This is a genomic window from Epibacterium ulvae, from assembly GCF_018678075.1.
GTDB classification, from domain to species: domain Bacteria; phylum Pseudomonadota; class Alphaproteobacteria; order Rhodobacterales; family Rhodobacteraceae; genus Epibacterium; species Epibacterium ulvae_A.
In genome coordinates this window covers 162,957-179,396 of the sequence record NZ_JAHHIR010000035.1, presented here as the reverse complement: position 1 = coordinate 179,396, position 16,440 = coordinate 162,957, and the positions used below count along the sequence as shown (strand labels likewise).

General features: G+C 58.0%; 17 protein-coding genes. 9 read left to right on the top strand and 8 right to left on the bottom strand.

Going from position 1 to position 16,440, the window contains the following annotated elements; all coding sequences use genetic code 11:
- Positions 1 to 103 precede the first annotated feature (103 nt).
- Positions 104 to 889, top strand: a complete 786-nt coding sequence (locus KMP13_RS10115) for an MBL fold metallo-hydrolase (RefSeq protein WP_215265728.1) — start codon at positions 104 to 106, stop codon at positions 887 to 889.
- On the opposite strand, the gene KMP13_RS10110 is transcribed toward KMP13_RS10115, so the two are convergent.
- Genes KMP13_RS10110 through KMP13_RS10085 form a run of 6 tightly spaced genes read right to left on the bottom strand, consistent with a single transcriptional unit; the run spans position 886 to position 6,182 of the window.
- Complete coding sequence (locus KMP13_RS10110; protein ID WP_215265727.1) at positions 886 to 1,617, bottom strand: hypothetical protein; 732 nt, start codon at positions 1,615 to 1,617, stop codon at positions 886 to 888. The genes KMP13_RS10115 and KMP13_RS10110 overlap by 4 nt on opposite strands.
- Positions 1,614 to 2,231: a cysteine hydrolase family protein gene (locus tag KMP13_RS10105; RefSeq protein WP_215265726.1), complete on the bottom strand. Its 618-nt coding sequence runs from the start codon at positions 2,229 to 2,231 to the stop codon at positions 1,614 to 1,616. The genes KMP13_RS10110 and KMP13_RS10105 overlap by 4 nt, the downstream gene beginning before the upstream one ends.
- A gap of 23 nt (positions 2,232 to 2,254) precedes the next feature.
- A complete protein-coding gene (locus tag KMP13_RS10100; RefSeq protein WP_215265725.1) occupies positions 2,255 to 3,058 on the bottom strand; it encodes an ABC transporter permease in 804 nt (267 codons plus the stop codon).
- A complete protein-coding gene (locus KMP13_RS10095; RefSeq protein WP_215265724.1) occupies positions 3,055 to 4,032 on the bottom strand; it encodes an ABC transporter permease in 978 nt (325 codons plus the stop codon). Before KMP13_RS10095 ends, KMP13_RS10100 begins: the two co-directional genes overlap by 4 nt.
- On the bottom strand, positions 4,029 to 5,096 hold the full coding sequence (locus KMP13_RS10090) for an ABC transporter ATP-binding protein (RefSeq protein WP_215265723.1): 1,068 nt from the start codon (positions 5,094 to 5,096) through the stop codon (positions 4,029 to 4,031). The genes KMP13_RS10095 and KMP13_RS10090 overlap by 4 nt, the downstream gene beginning before the upstream one ends.
- Positions 5,097 to 5,099: 3 nt before the next feature.
- Entirely contained in the window at positions 5,100 to 6,182 is a 1,083-nt protein-coding gene (locus KMP13_RS10085) for an ABC transporter substrate-binding protein (RefSeq protein WP_215265722.1), read from the bottom strand.
- Positions 6,183 to 6,494: 312 nt separating this feature from the next.
- Between KMP13_RS10085 and KMP13_RS10080 the strand changes: the two genes are divergently transcribed.
- Complete coding sequence (locus tag KMP13_RS10080; protein WP_215265721.1) at positions 6,495 to 7,574, top strand: isopenicillin N synthase family dioxygenase; 1,080 nt, start codon at positions 6,495 to 6,497, stop codon at positions 7,572 to 7,574.
- A gap of 82 nt (positions 7,575 to 7,656) precedes the next feature.
- Here KMP13_RS10080 and KMP13_RS10075 read toward each other — a convergent pair whose 3' ends face one another.
- On the bottom strand, positions 7,657 to 8,499 hold the full coding sequence (locus KMP13_RS10075) for a sugar phosphate isomerase/epimerase family protein (RefSeq protein ID WP_251363784.1): 843 nt from the start codon (positions 8,497 to 8,499) through the stop codon (positions 7,657 to 7,659).
- Entirely contained in the window at positions 8,496 to 9,479 is a 984-nt protein-coding gene (locus KMP13_RS10070; protein WP_215265720.1) for a fatty acid desaturase, read from the bottom strand. Before KMP13_RS10070 ends, KMP13_RS10075 begins: the two co-directional genes overlap by 4 nt.
- A gap of 98 nt (positions 9,480 to 9,577) precedes the next feature.
- On the opposite strand from KMP13_RS10070, the gene KMP13_RS10065 reads away from it, so the two are divergent.
- From KMP13_RS10065 to speB, 7 genes are all read left to right on the top strand, one after another.
- A complete protein-coding gene (locus KMP13_RS10065) occupies positions 9,578 to 10,465 on the top strand; it encodes a LysR substrate-binding domain-containing protein (RefSeq protein ID WP_215265719.1) in 888 nt (295 codons plus the stop codon).
- A 44-nt stretch (positions 10,466 to 10,509) separates the two neighbouring features.
- A complete protein-coding gene (locus KMP13_RS10060) occupies positions 10,510 to 11,394 on the top strand; it encodes a LysR substrate-binding domain-containing protein (protein WP_215265718.1) in 885 nt (294 codons plus the stop codon).
- A 127-nt stretch (positions 11,395 to 11,521) separates the two neighbouring features.
- Positions 11,522 to 12,571 (top strand): ABC transporter ATP-binding protein, encoded by a 1,050-nt coding sequence (locus KMP13_RS10055; RefSeq protein WP_251363783.1) that lies wholly within the window; start codon positions 11,522 to 11,524, stop codon positions 12,569 to 12,571.
- A gap of 27 nt (positions 12,572 to 12,598) precedes the next feature.
- On the top strand, positions 12,599 to 13,711 hold the full coding sequence (locus tag KMP13_RS10050; protein WP_215265717.1) for an ABC transporter substrate-binding protein: 1,113 nt from the start codon (positions 12,599 to 12,601) through the stop codon (positions 13,709 to 13,711).
- A 49-nt stretch (positions 13,712 to 13,760) separates the two neighbouring features.
- Positions 13,761 to 14,567, top strand: a complete 807-nt coding sequence (locus KMP13_RS10045) for an ABC transporter permease (RefSeq protein ID WP_215265716.1) — start codon at positions 13,761 to 13,763, stop codon at positions 14,565 to 14,567.
- Positions 14,564 to 15,376 (top strand): ABC transporter permease, encoded by an 813-nt coding sequence (locus tag KMP13_RS10040; protein WP_215265715.1) that lies wholly within the window; start codon positions 14,564 to 14,566, stop codon positions 15,374 to 15,376. The genes KMP13_RS10045 and KMP13_RS10040 overlap by 4 nt, the downstream gene beginning before the upstream one ends.
- A 57-nt stretch (positions 15,377 to 15,433) precedes the next feature.
- Complete coding sequence (gene speB, locus KMP13_RS10035; RefSeq protein ID WP_215265714.1) at positions 15,434 to 16,411, top strand: agmatinase; 978 nt, start codon at positions 15,434 to 15,436, stop codon at positions 16,409 to 16,411.
- Positions 16,412 to 16,440: the final 29 nt, after the last annotated feature.

Genomic DNA, 16,440 nt, shown 5'->3' with positions numbered 1-16,440 from the left:
TTTTTACGCTGTAAGCGCCTGAATTTAATGCAAGCCACAGGGATGTGTTCTGCCGACGCGGCGTTGCGCTTTTCCTGTTACTTTGGCGTGTTAGGCTCAGCCCATGACACTCCCTGTTGAAGCCTCATGGTATCACACCGCACGCCTTGATGATCGCACTTGGCTGATCACCGAGCCGCATGTTCACCCGATCTTTTCCGCCAATATGCACCTTGTTCTGGGGCGCGACGCGGATCTTTTGATCGACACCGGCATGGGGATAGCGCCGTTGCGCCCGATGGTTGACGGGTTGCGCGACGACCCAGACAAACCGGTGATCTGCCTGTCGAGCCACACACATGTGGATCACATCGGCGCCGCGCATGAGTTTGAGACGCGATTGGTCCATCCCAGCGAAACCGATGAGCTGGCCAAACCCTCGCCCTATTCTCTGGTGAGCGCGGATATCTCAGATGCGCTGGCCAATTTGTTTCTGGATGCCGGCTACGAGCCGCTGTGGGAGTATCTGGTCAACGCGGTCCCCACGACAAATTACGACCTTGACAGCTATGCGATCCAACCAGCGCCCGCGACAGGGTTGGTGGATGATGGCGACGTTATTGACCTGGGTGATTGGCAGGGTGAAGTGCTGCATCTGCCGGGGCATTCACCGGGGCAATTGGGCCTGTGGCACGCAGAGAGTGGGACCCTGTTTGGGGCCGATGCGATCTATGACGGTCCGCTGATTTTTAGCGGGCCGGGTATGAGTGTTGCGGAGTATACCACCAGCTTGAAGCGCCTGCGTGATCTGCCGGTCAATGTGGTGCACGGTGGCCATGATCCGGCCTTCGATCGCGCGCGGATGCTGACCATCATCGACAGCTATCTGGCCCAATGGGGTTCGGCTTAGATCTGCAATGCGATCTGCTGCGGCGCGCCGAAGAAATCGACTAAATCGGCGGTAAACCCCTCTGCCCGGTCTGCGGCGGCAGTCAGGACCTGTTTGCGTTCTAGAAACGGATTGGTGGCCAGACGCGCAGTGCCGACCGCACCGTCCCAATCCCCCAGAATGTAATGCGAGGCGAAATGCCCGGGCAACCCGTCCGGTTGCAGCCCTTCTTTCAATGCGGTGATTAACGGAGCACTTGCTGGCGCGTCGGGCGTGCCCAGGGCCAGTAAGAACTGGCTTTTTGAAAACACCACGACCCCGTGCTGCCCGCCACCTTGCACCCGATGGGCCACGGTTGTTGCTGCGGGCTTTTTGCGCCAGAGTTCCGCGTAATCCGCATGGACGCCGTCCTCGATCAGATCGCCGGCCGCGTCAAACGACATCAGGCCCGCATCCAACCCATCGGGGGTGCCATGCCAATTGATGTCACGCGCCCAGGTGCAGATACTGTCGACCACGGTAATGGTTCCAGCAAACCCTTCAGCCGCCATCAAAGATGCCAACTGCGCGGGCGCAAGATCACAAAGCGCTGTGGCCCCGTCGAGCGCGGGGCGGTCCAATGGGATGCGAATGTCAGCGTAAAGCGGGCCGCATTGCATCCAGTGAACGCGGGTGGTTGCATCCTCAACCCCCGGCGCGCGCAACCAGACCCGGCTCCAATGGGCCTGAAGATCACCCGCACCGATCATGCTGCGACGCTTTTCAAGCCGGACAGTTTTGCCACGATCTCATCTGTGGTTTGCACCGCGCCGTCTTGCAGATATTCCATCGCATGCAACGACGCCTGATGGGCCGCGTCCGAAGTGCCACCCACACTGTCGGCGATCACGCGCATGTAGTAGTCATGCTGGTGCCCATCGACAAAAGTGTAGTGCACGCAGACATCGGTCATGCCGCCCACTAGGATCAGCGTCTCGGCCTTGAGCCCTTTGAGCAAGATCTCAAGCTCGGTGCCAAAGAAGCAGGAATAGCGGCGTTTGCGGATGAAGTAGTCGCTGTCGCGCATATCCATTTCTTCTGCCGCAACAGGGGTCCCCGGTTCACCGTCCAGACAATGAATGCCTTCTGATCCGTCCATCTCACGCCCGTAATCCACCATATCGCGGCGGTGGTTTTCTTCAAAAAAAATCACCGGAACATCTGCCGCATGGGCCGCATCTACCACTCGCCGGGCGCGCGCCATATTGTCGAAATAGTCGGGCATGGTCGGGATGCCTGCGTTGCTGCGATCCAGAAAGGCACCCTTTTGGATATCAACAACAATCAGAACTGTTTTGCCGACAAGAGTTGGTTGGCGCGCCATGGCGATCTCCGCTTTTTAAGTGGTTAGGATTTGGTGGGTTCTGCGCCCATCAGGCGCGGCAGATCTCCCCAGCGGGCAACGGCGGAAAAGACTGCGATCGAGATTACAATAAAGGTGATCGCCGCCACGGCCATCGTGGGGGTGTAGCCGTTGCGCAGGGAGTTGAAGATCTGCAGCGTCACCGTGGAATAGGACGAAGCCGTGACAAAGAACATAACGATGAACTCATTGAAACTGAGCACCAGCGCAAAGAAAAACCCCGACACGGTATAGGGCATCGTCTGCGGCAGGATCACGGTGCGAAAGACAACAGGCCCCGTCGCCCCCATCGTCGCTGCCGCATCCAGATGCGAGCGGTCGATGGATTGCAGACCGATGGAGATTGTCACCAGTGGCAAAGCCATGAACAGGGCCGCGTGGCTGACGATGCCGATCCACAAGGTCCCCAAAGTGCCGATAAAGCTCCACAAAAATCCAAGCCCCACGCCAAAGACGATCGGCGGCAAGGCAAAGGGCATGGAACCCAACCCGGCCAGAACCTGCGCCGCTTTACCGCCCTGTTTCCACAGACCATAGGCCAAGGGCCAGGCGACCAGAACCGCCAGCGCCGCGCTGCAAAAGGCCACAATCACCGAATTGCCAAGGGCCGTGACCCAGACGGTTTCGGTGAAAAAGAACTCTTTAAACCGGGCCAAAGTCGGCTCTTTCGGAGGGAAGAACATGGTGCGCCCTGAGTTGAGCGCTGCACCACAAACCACCAGAATAGGCAGGGCCAGCATGACCGCCGAGAGCGCCATAAATACATTTGAAATGGTGCGTAGGATCATGTTGCGGCCCTCCGGCTCATCCATTGGCCAAGGACCAGGAACACACCCGCCGTGATGAGCAAAATCACCGCCTGCGCGGCCCCAAATGGCGCGTTCAAAGTGGCTCCGCGTACGGCGGAATAGACGGAGACAGCCATGGTCTGTTTGGCCGGTTCCGCAAAGACCGACACCGTGACATAGACCCCCAGCAGGAAGACAAACAGCAACAGGGTCGCGCCAAACAATGGCAAGCGGACTGCGGGCAAGATGACCGTGCGCATAACGGTCCAAGGCCCCGCGCCCATGGTCTGCGCGGCCTCAACCATGCTGCGATCCATCCGCGACAAAGGCGGATAAAGCAGGATCACCGCGTATGGCCAAACCAGATAGGACATGGTCAGAACCGTGGCAAAGACTGAGGTTTTAAATTTCACATTGCGCGGATTGGCCAGACCCCATTCGCGCAGGGTGTCAAACCATCCAACGGCCTTAAGCCAATCGGTCAGGCCGGTCTCTTTGACCACCATCGGCAGGCCCGAACGGTTGGACAATAGCACATCCCAGCCCATGACAATGAACACTTCCGACAGCGACAGGCTGGAGAGGATAAACACCAGCCACGCGCTTTGCGCACGGCGCGACAGGCCCGTCATCAGATAGGTAAAGGGAAAGGCCGACAGCACTGCCAAAATCGCGGCAAGTACCGCGTAGTAAAGCGAGTAATAGAGGTTTTGGAGATAAAGGAACGTTACCTCTTCCGGCCAGTTCGCGCCGACGAACACCCGTTGGTAATTGGCCAGCGAAAATCCCCACTCCCAGCTCGCGCCCTCGATCTTTTCGCCAAAGGAGACGGCGATGATCAGCGCAAATGGGGTCACGCACAGGAACAGGACCAGCGCCCAGATGACAAGTTTTGACACCGAGAGCTGAGACAGGCGGCTGCGTCCTGTTAGGGCCGAATTGGCGAGAATTTCCGGATCGCTTATCGCGCTCATGAGGCGTCCTGCCTCGGCTCGGGGAACACATGCAACCCATCCAGCGGCAGGGTCACAATGGTGTCCTGCCCCACGTGATAGTCGTCTTGTTCTTCGCCGCGCGCGTATTCCACCACCATCGGTCCAATGTCGGTCTTGAGGTGGATGTCACGCGCCGGGCCTACGTCGCGCACAAATGTCACCGTGGCCTTCAGCTGACTGCCGGCAACGTCTCGACGCCCCAAACACGGCACTTCTGGCCGACAAGCGATGCGCACGTCGGAGCCGTTGATAAAATTGGCCGGGGAATTCGTCTCTAGCAGGGAGCCATTCACCCGCAGTTTGCCGTCTTCGACAACGCCGTCATAAAAGTTCGCCTTGCCGATGAAATCCGCGACAAAAGCGTTTTCGGGCCGGTGATAGATATCTTGGGGCGCGCCGACCTGTTCGACTTTGCCCCGGCTCATGACCACGATTTTATCGGCCATTGTCATTGCTTCGCGCTGGTCATGGGTGACGACAATTGTGGTGACGCCCAGACGCTGTTGCAACAGGCGCAGTTCCACCTGCATGTCTTCGCGCAGTTTGGCATCCAGCGCTGACATCGGTTCATCCAACAAAAACACCTCAGGTTCTTGTGCAAGAGCGCGCGCGATGGCCACCCGTTGACGTTGACCACCGGACAGCTGCCCCACACGCCGATCGCCGTAGCCCTGCAGCTGCACAAGATCGAGCAGACGCTCACCCGTCGCAATCGCGTCTGACTTGCTGGTGCCGGAAATCACCAGCGAATAGACCACGTTTTCGCGCACGTTAAGATGCGGAAACAGCGCGAAATTCTGAAACACCATGCCAAAGCGACGTTTGTGGGCGGCCAGCGCCGTGATGTCGCGACTCCCCAGATGCAGGCTGCCGCTAGTTGGCGTCTCAAGCCCTGCGATCATCCGCAACAGTGTGGTTTTCCCGCAGCCTGAGGGGCCAAGAAGCGCTGTCAGCTCCCCTTCGGCAAAATCGAGGTGGACGTTTTCGACAGCGCGTGCGCTGCCGAAAACTTTGTAAATACCTTTAAGGCTCAATCCATTCATGGCTTATGCCCCCGCGAGCATTTTGTCCCATGTCTCTTTGATAAAGGTCTCGTTGTCGAGATAGGCCTCATAGGCGGGTTTGATCGACGGCGTGCCCGATACAAATGCGAACTCTTCATCCGTCAGATCGGTTTTGGACTGCGGCACCAATGGTGCGGTGCCGATTTTGCGGCTCATCAAGGCTTGTACAGCCGGGTCAGAGGTGAAGTTGATGAACGCGGCCGCTTCGTCACCTTTGTCTGACAAAGATGACAGACACCAGGAGCCATAATCCTGTGGGTTGCCTTCCTTGGGGAAGACCGCCTGGATCGGGAAGCCGTCCAGCGCCATCAGGTTCGACACATCCAGGTAATACTGCCCGCCGATGATGTCGGTGTTTTTCATCGCCTGTTCCATCTGGCTTTCGGCAGACCACCACAGGGCAACGTTTGGTTTGATCTCAGCAGCTTTTTCGACCAAGGCGATGATGCCGTCTTTGGTGCTAAAAGTCTCAGCCCCGTCAAAGAAGGTTGCCGCCACAATATCCAGGAACAGTGCGTTAAAGTTGCGCGGCAGACCCAGCGAGGCCTCGTATTTCGAACTGTCCCAGAATTCCGCCCAGCTGGCCGGCGCGTCGACTTCTTCGGGGTTGATGACCATCGACGTGAACCACGACATCGCGCCGACACCGATGGCGCCGGTGGTGTCTTCAAACACGAAATAGGGATCCATATTGCTGGTGGCGGGCATGGCTTTGACATCAAGCGGCGACAAGAGGCCACCCACGCGCGACGCCTTGATCATAGTGGCGCGACCATAAAGCGACAGATCCGCAGGCACGGTGCCCGCTTGTGTCGCTTGGGTCATTGTCACCAACCAATCGGCTGAGTTCGGCTGGGTGACGCTTTCCACTTTGATCCCCGTCGCCTCTGTGAAGGCCGGATAGACATGCGATTTGAAGCTGTCTTCGAAATACCCACCGTAGGAGCCGATTTTCAGGCTGCGTTCTTGTGCAATGAGCGGCGAGCCGATCACACTAGAGGCAGCGGCCAGACCTGCAACACTGCTGGCGGATTTCAAAAGAGAGCGGCGGTTCATCCCTGTCATGACGATTTTCCCCTGTTTTGCGGAGTGGTGGCGCGACGTGATTCACCGCGTCCTTGTGCCTTTACGCTGCAACGGCGGGTTCAATTGCCGTGAGTCACAAGACCGAAAACTCGTCAAACATATTTACTATTGTTTAAGTTTTGGGCGAAACCGCCGTGTTGCTGAAGATTTGTAACCATTCTTTTTACGCTCCAGAGCCTAGACGGTGAAACATGGCTCTGGGCTCTCCCCGTCCCGTCGCAGAGCAGAGGGCCAGTCGGCGGGGCCTTGTGGGGAATACTCAGTCATACGGACTGAAAGAGGACTGAACACATGCGTTCCGACATTTCTGAAGACCAGCGTGCGCTCACGATTGAGGATGCAAACCTTCCCGTTATCGATCTTGCCGGATTGTTCACCGGCGATACAGACGACAAGGCAAAAGTGGCCGCCGCCCTGGGGGATGCGGCCCGGACATCCGGCTTTTTCTATATCACCAACCACGGAATCCCGCAGGAGCAGATCGATGCCCTGTTTTCGGCGTCCAAGGAATTTCACGAAAAATCGCGCCGCTTTAAGATGAAATACTGGTCGGGTTTCACCACCCACCACCGCGGCTATGTGCCGTTCGAAGAAAACGGCGCCAATTTTCCCAAGTCGATCAATTTCAACGAAGCTTGGGACATGTCGTTTGAAGCACCCGACGACCACCCAGATTATCTGGCCAATTGGCGCATGACCGGGCCGAACGTCTGGCCGGATATTGCTGGTTGGAAAGACACGGTTGCAGGTTATTATGACGCGGCCTTTAACCTGGGCCTGCGCCTGTTGGATGCATTGGCGCTGGAGCTTGGGATCGAGCCCGAAGAGTTGACGCAGCATATCACCTATCCCACCTCGCAATTGCGCCTGCTGCGCTATATCCAAAATGAGTTGCCCGCGACCAAAGAGATCACAGGCATCCCCGCCCATTCAGATTTCGAATGTTTCACCCTGTTGTTGACCGGCGCGCCGGGACTACAGGTGATGAATGCCGAGGACGTCTGGGTCGAAGCACCACCAATTCCCGGCTGTTTTGTCGTCAACATCGGCGACATCTTTGAAACCTGGTCCGGCGGCGCGTTTAAATCCACCCAGCACCGGGTCTATAACACCGGCAAAGAACGCTACTCCATGCCGCTGTTTTTCGGATTGGACTATCACACCGTGGTCGAGCCGCTCGAGAAGTTCAAAACGCCCGAGACCGTTGCGAAGTACCCGCCCATGAAAGCGGGCGATCATTTGATGCGCATGTCGGTGAAAACCTTCCGCTATATGGCCGACGCCCACGAGCAGGGCGAATTTAACCCTGAATACGAGGTGCTGGACGAAAGCCCGTTTATGCGGGAAGCCAAAGAGCCGTCTGACCAGTAATCAAACGGCATGCGAGCACTACGGGGGCAAGGACCAGCTGGTCTTTGCCCCTCTTGCGTTTTGACTATCCTGGTTGGCGATGTCAGCTCTGTTCCAGTTCCTGCCAGATCTCTTCAACCCAGGATTTGATCTGCAATGCTTCGTCCCAACGGTTCGACATCTCGCGCCCATCGGGGCCGGTCATGGCGTAATCGGGTGGGCCGAGTTCACACAGAAAAATACAGGTGCCGTTCGAATTGCGGCTGCGCCAACCGTCAAAGCCTTCGCGCCAGAAGGTCTTGAACATCTCCACCCATTTTTGGTTTTGCGGAAAGTCCAGTTGTAGCTGGATCTGACCGCGCCCGGCCACGCGACCTTGAAAACTGTCCGATCGCGCCAGGATACGGCTCATATGTTCACCGTCACGCGGGCGTAACGGGCAGGCCATTTCGCGCCCGACCACATAATGAGAGAGATCGGCGCACAGGCGCATTTCCGGCACCGCATCCAGCAGACACAGTGTGGAAAACAGATCATTGGTGATGCAGTCGCGATGGGTCTCAAAGAGGATCGGCATGCCTTCTTGTTCTGACATCTCGATCCAGGCGCGAATGATCGGGATCATGCCCTCAACACTCAGCGGCATGACCTGACCGATGACCACCACAAAGGGCGCGCCAAAGTCCTTGGCCATCTGGAGAGTCGGGCGCAGGGCTTCGACGGTCTTGGGAAAATCCACCAAAAAGGGCGTCAGACCCGCGCGCGCCATCATCGGCTGGATGCGTTTGACGTCGTCAATAGCTGTGGCACCAAAATCCAGCGCCATCCCGTGATACCCGGCGTCGGCGACCATCTCGACCACGTGGTCATAGGGCAATTTTACACCGGTTGGATCATGAGGCTGCATGGCCCAAAGCGAAGTATAGATCTCAAGCGTGCGGCTCATTCTGCGTCCACCCGCATGCTACGCCCGTTGACCGGCACCACCCAGACCTCGTTCATGGGGTATTGGCTTTCGTCCTTTTGGCTGAGCTTTTTGATGACTTCGATCTGAAACTCAATCCAGCCCATGCGCCAGACATCGCCGCCAATCTTTTGTTCGATCTTGTCGTTGAGTTGGCGCAGCTTCCAAAATGGCACCGACGGAAACGTGTGATGCGCCGTGTGATAGGGCATCTGCCAGCAGAGCCAGCGGATAAACCCGTTGGTACGGGTGCTGCGGGTGTTTTCCAGGATGTTGTCCTCATGACTGAGGCCCAGATGTTCGATGGTGTTTTGCAGCTGGTGTACCGGTTTTGTCAGCACCATGGGGATGATCCAAAACGTGGCCCAGGCCCAGCTGCCAAAGGCCAGCGACACGGCGATGATCACTAGATAGAGCGCCAGATGGATGCGGCTTTCGCCGATAACCTTGGCCTCTTCATCGGCACGAATATAGGGCTCCACAATCACGCCGCGCGCCCGGCGCACAACGCCAAACACCCGGTTCCGCCAATAAGTAACACCGCTGACCCACAGAAGATATGTCGTCAACGTATAGGGTTCGCGTACCAATTCGCCGTCGCGCTCCCAATCCTGGGTCCATTTGTGATGAGCGAAATGCATGACCTGATCAAAATCGCGCGGAAAGATCATGACAAAGCCGATCAGCCGCCCCCAAAGTTCATTCACGCGGCGGGTGGCAAAGACGGTTCCATGGGACAATTCATGCTGGCCTGCGTAGAGAAAGTTCAACAACACCCCGAGGCAGAACCCGGTCAGCAGCACCCAATAACTGCCCATGGCAAGTGCATGCAGCACCACACACAGCGCAATCGCGCCAACATGGCTGAGGATCTGCATCCATCCGCGCAGGTCAGATCGGGTGTTCAAGTCTCGAAGCTCGGCTGGCTCCAACAGTTTTCGCCGGGAAAAGCTCGCGTCCATGGAGGTATCCTTGGGGTTTGAAGTCGTCTCTCCAGCGCTACTGATTATATTTTTGCAAATCTATTGATATTTTTTCCGCAAAATGATGAATGAAATAGATGAGTTTACCCCCAATATCCGCTTTGATCGTTTTGGACGCCTTGGCGCGCACCGGATCCGTGCGCGCAACCGCGACAGAGGTTCATCTGAGCCAAAGCGCCGTTAGCCATAAATTGAAGGCGCTTGAGACGCAGTTGGGATTTGCGCTGACCATCGCCAAGGGGCGCGGTGTTGCCCTGACGGGTGAGGCGCGCCGATATGTTGCGGCGATCCGCCCGGCGCTGGCTCTTTTGCACGACGCGCATGATGGTCTGGATCAGGCCAAGGGCCGTCTTGAGATTGCGGTGACATCCGGATTTGCCGCCACATGGCTGGCACCGCGCCTGTCGGATTTCTTGAACCGCTACCCCGAGATCTCGTTCAAGATGCGCAGCGTCGCGGTTGGTGAGGAAGTGCCCGCCTGCGACCTTGGCATTGTGTTCACCGACACGCCGCCACGCGGGGCAAAGCGGTTGTTTGATGTCACCTTCTTCCCGGTTTGCAGTCCGGATTTTCTGCACAAACACGGAGCGTTGACGGCGGATGCAATCCTGCCGGACATGTTGTTGCATCTGGACACCCATGCCGATTGGGCGCAGTGGCTAGAGATGGCGGGACAGCCCCAGCAGGTAGAGGACGCGGGCGTGGTGTTCTCTGGGCTTTTGGCCATGTATGCCGCCGCCGAAGCGGGGTTGGGCCTGTGTCTGGGCGATGCTGTAACGTCTGAACATGCGCTCAGATCCGGGCGGTTGCTGCGCCCGTTTGAGGCGGAGATCCCGGCGCGCGCGGCCTATTGGATCACGCCCGCCCCGGGAGGGTTTACCGCGCCGGCTGCGGCATTTGCGGATTGGTTGCAGGACAGGTTTGATCGTGCCCCCAGAAGTTCATTTGCAGCTGACGGCAAATAAATTTAGTCTTCACCGGACAACCACCCCGAACAACAGGTCATTTTATGCAACGGGTCCCCTCCACCCAGGCGCTGCGGGCGCTGGAAGCTTTTGCGCGTCTCGGCACCATTTGGCAGGCCGCAGAAGAGCTGAACCTGACCAAAAGCGCCGTCACCCATCAGCTGCGCCAATTGGAGCGTGACCTTGGATTTCCGATCAGTGACAAGGTCGGAACCAAGCTTGCGCTGACCCCGGCGGGGCGCAGATATGCGTTAGATGTGCGCAAAGCATTGGACGCGTTGAATAATGCCGCCGCACGTTCCGCTACCTCTGGCCCCAGCGGCGTATTAACCGTCAGCTGCCCACCCGGCTTTGCCAGCCATTGGCTGTGCACCGTGGTCGAAGGGTTTCATACGGCCTTTCCCGACATCCATCTGAACCTAACAACACCGCGCCGTCTGGACGACGTCAGCAACCCGGAAGTTGATGTTTTCATTTCCTTTGGGCGCGAATTCTCTGGCGGTGTGGCATTGGAGTTGCTACGCGAGATTGCCTATACCCCCCTGTGTAGCCCGGCCTATCTGAATAAATTGGACGGGCTGGCAACCCCGGCTGCGCTGGCCCGTGCCACCTTGCTACACCTTAATGACTATGGGGAGTGGAGCAGTTGGATGCGGATGGTTGACCTGCCCGAGGAATGGGCGCGCAAAGGCATTCGATTCGCCGATATGAACCTGGCCTATTCGGCAGCGTTGGCCGGCCAGGGGATCGCGATGGGTGACGAATTTGTCTGTTCTGCAGATCTTTTGAGCGGAAAATTGGTGCGGCCCTTCCCCGATCGTTTGGCAACCCAGAACGCCTATTACCTGGCTGTGCCCCGAGATCGGCCGCGAAATGCAACAGTTGCCGCCTTTGTGAGCTGGATCAAAGAGGCTCTGCCTGAAATCTAGGCGGGAATAGGATGCGCGCCGCTATGACAAATTTTCTTTGTCATAGCCGTGAATATGTTTCACTTGTTCATAGCCGAATTTACCGCGCACAATTTTGTAACCGCAGCAAACTGCAGGATACAAAACCTTGTCCGCACGCAAACCCGCCATCGAAGCCATCGACATAGGCAAAGACTACGGAACGTTTACCGCGCTGAGCGATGTCTCTATGAAGATCATGCCCGGCGAGTTCCTGACCCTTTTGGGGCCGTCGGGATCAGGCAAGACTACATTTTTGATGATGTTGGCCGGGTTTGAAGCTGTCACCCGTGGGTTTTTGAAGATTAATGGCTTCGACAAGACCCATGCGGATGCAGAGTCCCGTGGTTTTGGCATGATGTTTCAGGGCTATGCTTTGTTTCCCCATATGACGGTCGAACAGAACATCGCCTTCCCGCTGAAAGTGCAGAAACGCCCCAAGTCCGAGATCCGCGACCGGGTCACGGATATGATCGATTTGGTTGGCCTGTCGGGACATGGGCACAAACGCCCGTCTGGCCTGTCGGGGGGGCAACAACAACGGGTCGCCCTGGCCCGTGCGCTGGCCTATGAACCGCCGGTTTTGCTGCTGGATGAACCGTTTTCCGCGCTGGACAAAAACCTGCGGGGCCAGATGCAGGACGAGCTGCGCCGGATCCATGCCAAAATGGGCACCACCTTTGTTTTTGTCACCCATGATCAAAGCGAGGCACTGGCCCTGTCCAGTCGGGTTGCGATTTTTGATCAAGGAAAACTGCAGCAACTGGCGGATCCGACAACTGTCTATGAACGCCCCAGCACCCGGTTCGTGGCGGAGTTTCTCGGCGATATCAACGTCCTGCCGGCCATTTTTGACGGACCAGTGTCCAAGGTCGGCGATTTCTCGGTGACCTTGCCAGAGGCGCCGGCCGCATCTGCCCGCCATATTGCGGTGCGCCCCGAGAAGCTGGCGCTTCAACCAGAGAGCAGCCAGATCGGCCTACCCTGCGTGATCACCGACCGCATCTATATGGGCGCGCAATCGCGGTTGCAGCTGAGCTCGGTTGCGGATGGCAGCCCCCTGGTGATCGACATCAAGACCGCAGACCTCAGCAGCGCGGCTGAACCTGGGCATCAGATCCGGGTCGGCTGGGCCGCCAAAGACAGTCTGATCTTCTGATCAGCCCTCCAACAGAAAGGTATCAAAATGCACAAGCACTTCCAGCAAGACCAAGTGATGATGTTGAAAGAGAAGCTGAAATCGGGTGAACTTTCACGCCGCGGCTTCTTGCAGGGCCTCGCGCTTTTGGGGGGCACCTCGGCCCTTGGCCTGTCCGCAGGCAGCGCCTATGCGGCTGACAAAGAGATGGTTTTTGTCAACTGGGGCGGCGATGCGATCGAGGCCATGTCCGAGGCCTTTGGCAAAGGTTATGCGGCAGAAACCGGTGTGAAGGTTCTGTATGATGGCTCGGGTCCCCTGGAAGGCTCGATCAAGGCACAGGCCGAAAGTGGCAATCCCACCTGGGATCTGGTCGATTGCGATCCCTTCTCCGGTCAGGCGCTTGGCAAATTGGGCCTGATGCGCCCCATCGATTGGGAGATCGTGGACCCCGGCAAGCTGCGCGATGGGTTCCAATGGGATTATGCCGCCAACAGCTATTTCTACAGCTACGTCATTGCCTATGACAAAACCAAATACGACACACCGCCGACCTCGATGGCGGATTTCTTTGACGCCGAGAAATTCCCCGGCAAACGCGCCCTGTATAAATGGGGTGTGGGCATGTGGGAGGCCGCGCTTCTGGCCGATGGCGTTGCGCCCGAGGACCTGTATCCGCTGGACATGGACCGCGCCCATGCCAAGATCGCAGGCTTCAAAGAGCACATCGGCGCCTACTGGGGTGGTGGCGCCGAAAGCCAGTCGTTGTTGTTGAACGGCGATGTGTCGATGGCGATCATCTGGAACACCCGCGCCATGCTGCTGGATCGCGACACCGAGGGCGAGGTGGCCATGACCTGGGCCGAGGGCATTATCGCGCCGGGCTCTACCGGCGTTTTGGCGAACAACCCGGCCGGTGGAAAAGCCGCGATGGAATACATCGCCTACTCGCAAGCGCCCGAAGCCCAGGCCAAGCTGTTTGCTCTGTTGGGCAATGGCCCCGCCAATCCGGCCGCAGACGCGCTAATCCCGGATGAGGACAAGTTCTATAACCCTGTAGATCCTAAGAACTTTGCCCAGCAGACTCCGTTGGATATGGCCTGGTATGAGGAAAACTATGGCGCCGCCCTTGATGCATACCTTGGTGTGATCTCCGCCTGATGAAAGGAGCTGTTCGCGGGGCAACGCGCGGACGGCTACACAATGCCTCATGTCCAGACTTCTTCTCCTGTCGCCCTTACTGCTGTTTCTGGGGCTTGCCTATCTGCTGCCGCTGAGTGGGGTGATGTTGCAAAGCGTCACCACGCCGGAACCGGGGTTGCAAAACTACAGTGCTGCGCTGGGGGATCCCCTGGTGTGGAGCGTGATCTGGCGCACTCTGCGTGTTTGCCTCTGTGTCACCGTTCTGGCGGTGGTGCTGGCCTATCCGCTGACGCTGCTCTGGCTCAAAGGCAACACCGCCACGCGGGTGCTGGTGGAGCTCGCGATTATGATCCCCTTCTGGCTTTCGGTGCTGAGCCGGGCCTTTGGCTGGCTGTCGCTTCTGTCCAATCGCGGCCTGATCAACAGCTGGCTGCAATCCCTTGGCATCATTGCCGAACCGCTGACGATGGTGCGCAATGAATTCGGCGTTGTCATTGGCATGATGCATTTCCTGATCCCCTTTGCCGTCTTTCCACTGGCCAGTGCCATGCGGTCGGTCGATGACCGGGTGATCTTGGCCGCGCGTGGCATGGGGGCCTCCCGTATGCGGATCTTCTGGCAGATCTTTGTGCCGATGACCAAAAGCGGCATCGTGGGTGCGGCGCTCTTGGTCTTTGTCTTCTCGCTTGGCTTTTACATCGTGCCGACCCTTTTGGGCGGTGGGCGCAGCGTGATGATTGCCGAACTGATCTACTTGCGGATTTTCCAAATTCCCAACTGGGGACTGGCCGCAGCCCTGTCGGCGCTGTTGATGGTCTCCATCGGGGCCTTCCTTGTCGCCCTGATCAAACGCGCAGGAGTATCCACCACATGACCGGACTGCGCCCAGGCCCCTTTGCCACCGCATTGGCAGCGATGACCGCCGTGTTCTTGCTGCTGCCGTTGCTGGCGGTGATCCCCGTCAGCTTCACCCCGAAACGCTTTCTCAGCCTGCCCAAGGACAGCCTGTCCCTGCGCCACTACCAGGCGTTGTGGACCAAACCCGAATGGGGGGACGCCATCGCCCTGTCGCTGCAGGTGGGGGTGACGGCGGCGATCTTGTCGACGCTTCTGGCCACGGCATTTTGTATGGGGCTGTGGATGATGCGCCCCCGATTTGCCGGGGTGATGGCAGGTCTTGCGCTGTTGCCCATGGTTGCGCCGCCGGTGGTTTCGGCACTGACGCTGTATTACTTCCTGCGCACCGTCTCGAACTGGAACAGCCTTGTGGTCTATGACGGCTGGCTCGGCGTTGCCGTGGCCCATACGGTGATGGTGGTGCCTTATGCGGTGGTGATCATCATGGTGGCCCTGTCACAGGTGGACCGCAAAATCGATCTCGCCGCACGGTCCATGGGGGCGCCGGTCTGGACGCGGATCTTTGCGGTGATATTGCCCAATATCCGCTTTGGCATGGTCTCTGCCTTTTTGCTGAGCTTTGTGCTGTCCTGGGATGAGATCGGCGTCACCCTATTTGTCACCTCGATCAAGGCGATCACCTTGCCCCGGCGTATGTGGATGGGGCTGCGCGACAATGTGGATCCGGCGGTGGCAGCGCTGTCTGTCGTGTTGATCGTGCTAGTCACGATTGTGATCCTGGGGCGTTTGATCTGGCAAAACAGAAGCCCGCGCAATTCGAGGTAAGCCACTGGCTGTCCCCACTTCCCAATTCTCATTCGAAACACAGGTGCAAGAAGTCTAATGCCAAATTTCAATCAACCCCTTGGTGGAAATGAAATGCCGCGCGTGGGTGGTCCGGCCACAATGATGCGGCTGCCGACCCAAGACACGGCCGCCGGGCTCGACGCCTGTTTCGTCGGCATCCCAATGGATATCGGAACCTCAAACCGACCCGGCACCCGGCTGGGTCCCCGTCAGATCCGCGATGAAAGCCGCATGATCCGCCCCTATAATATGGCAACCGGGGCCGCACCGTTTGAGCATTTGCAGGTGGCAGACATTGGCGATGTGCCGATCAACCTGTTTGATCTGAAGAAATCCGTCGACATCATCACCGCCTATTACCAAGGCGTGCTGGCCCATGGTGCGATCCCGTTGACGCTGGGCGGTGATCACACCCTCACCTGGCCGATCCTGCGCGCGGTGGCCGAGAAACACGGACCCGTCGCCCTGATCCATGTGGATGCCCATTCCGACACCAATGATGAGATGTTTGGCGAAAGCATCGCCCATGGCTGCCCCTTCCGACGCGCTCATGAGGATGGGGTGTTGGACAATGACAAGGTCTTTCAAATCGGGCTGCGCGGCACCGGCTACACGGCCGAGGATTTCGATTGGGGCCGTTCCAAAGGCTGGACCTGTATCCAGGCCGAGGAATGCTGGCACAAATCCCTCAAACCCTTGATGGCGCAAATTCGCGCGCGTATCGGCGATACGCCGGTCTATCTATCCTATGACATCGACAGTCTCGATCCCGGTTTTGCCCCCGGCACCGGCACGGTAGAGGTCGGCGGGTTGACCACATTGCAGGGGCTAGAGATCATCCGGGGCTGCGCGGGGCTCAATCTGGTGGGTGCGGATCTGGTGGAAGTTGCCCCTTCTTTCGACACAAGCGGCAATACCGCTATTATCGCTGCGGAATACCTTTATGAAATGCTCTGTGCGCTGCCAAATGTGCCGCAAACGCGTGCGCATGTGAAACCGCAAATCGAATTTTGACACCGCAGTTGCTGCGGCCAAGGAGGCTT

Coding starts and splice junctions, on each gene's coding strand:
- KMP13_RS10115 (WP_215265728.1), top strand. CDS start 104: ATGACACTCCCTGTTGAAGCCTCATGGTATCACACCGCACGCCTTGAT.
- KMP13_RS10110 (WP_215265727.1), bottom strand. CDS start 1,617: ATGATCGGTGCGGGTGATCTTCAGGCCCATTGGAGCCGGGTCTGGTTG.
- KMP13_RS10105 (WP_215265726.1), bottom strand. CDS start 2,231: ATGGCGCGCCAACCAACTCTTGTCGGCAAAACAGTTCTGATTGTTGTT.
- KMP13_RS10100 (WP_215265725.1), bottom strand. CDS start 3,058: ATGATCCTACGCACCATTTCAAATGTATTTATGGCGCTCTCGGCGGTC.
- KMP13_RS10095 (WP_215265724.1), bottom strand. CDS start 4,032: ATGAGCGCGATAAGCGATCCGGAAATTCTCGCCAATTCGGCCCTAACA.
- KMP13_RS10090 (WP_215265723.1), bottom strand. CDS start 5,096: ATGAATGGATTGAGCCTTAAAGGTATTTACAAAGTTTTCGGCAGCGCA.
- KMP13_RS10085 (WP_215265722.1), bottom strand. CDS start 6,182: ATGACAGGGATGAACCGCCGCTCTCTTTTGAAATCCGCCAGCAGTGTT.
- KMP13_RS10080 (WP_215265721.1), top strand. CDS start 6,495: ATGCGTTCCGACATTTCTGAAGACCAGCGTGCGCTCACGATTGAGGAT.
- KMP13_RS10075 (WP_251363784.1), bottom strand. CDS start 8,499: ATGAGCCGCACGCTTGAGATCTATACTTCGCTTTGGGCCATGCAGCCT.
- KMP13_RS10070 (WP_215265720.1), bottom strand. CDS start 9,479: ATGGACGCGAGCTTTTCCCGGCGAAAACTGTTGGAGCCAGCCGAGCTT.
- KMP13_RS10065 (WP_215265719.1), top strand. CDS start 9,578: ATGAGTTTACCCCCAATATCCGCTTTGATCGTTTTGGACGCCTTGGCG.
- KMP13_RS10060 (WP_215265718.1), top strand. CDS start 10,510: ATGCAACGGGTCCCCTCCACCCAGGCGCTGCGGGCGCTGGAAGCTTTT.
- KMP13_RS10050 (WP_215265717.1), top strand. CDS start 12,599: ATGCACAAGCACTTCCAGCAAGACCAAGTGATGATGTTGAAAGAGAAG.
- KMP13_RS10045 (WP_215265716.1), top strand. CDS start 13,761: ATGTCCAGACTTCTTCTCCTGTCGCCCTTACTGCTGTTTCTGGGGCTT.
- KMP13_RS10040 (WP_215265715.1), top strand. CDS start 14,564: ATGACCGGACTGCGCCCAGGCCCCTTTGCCACCGCATTGGCAGCGATG.
- speB (WP_215265714.1), top strand. CDS start 15,434: ATGCCAAATTTCAATCAACCCCTTGGTGGAAATGAAATGCCGCGCGTG.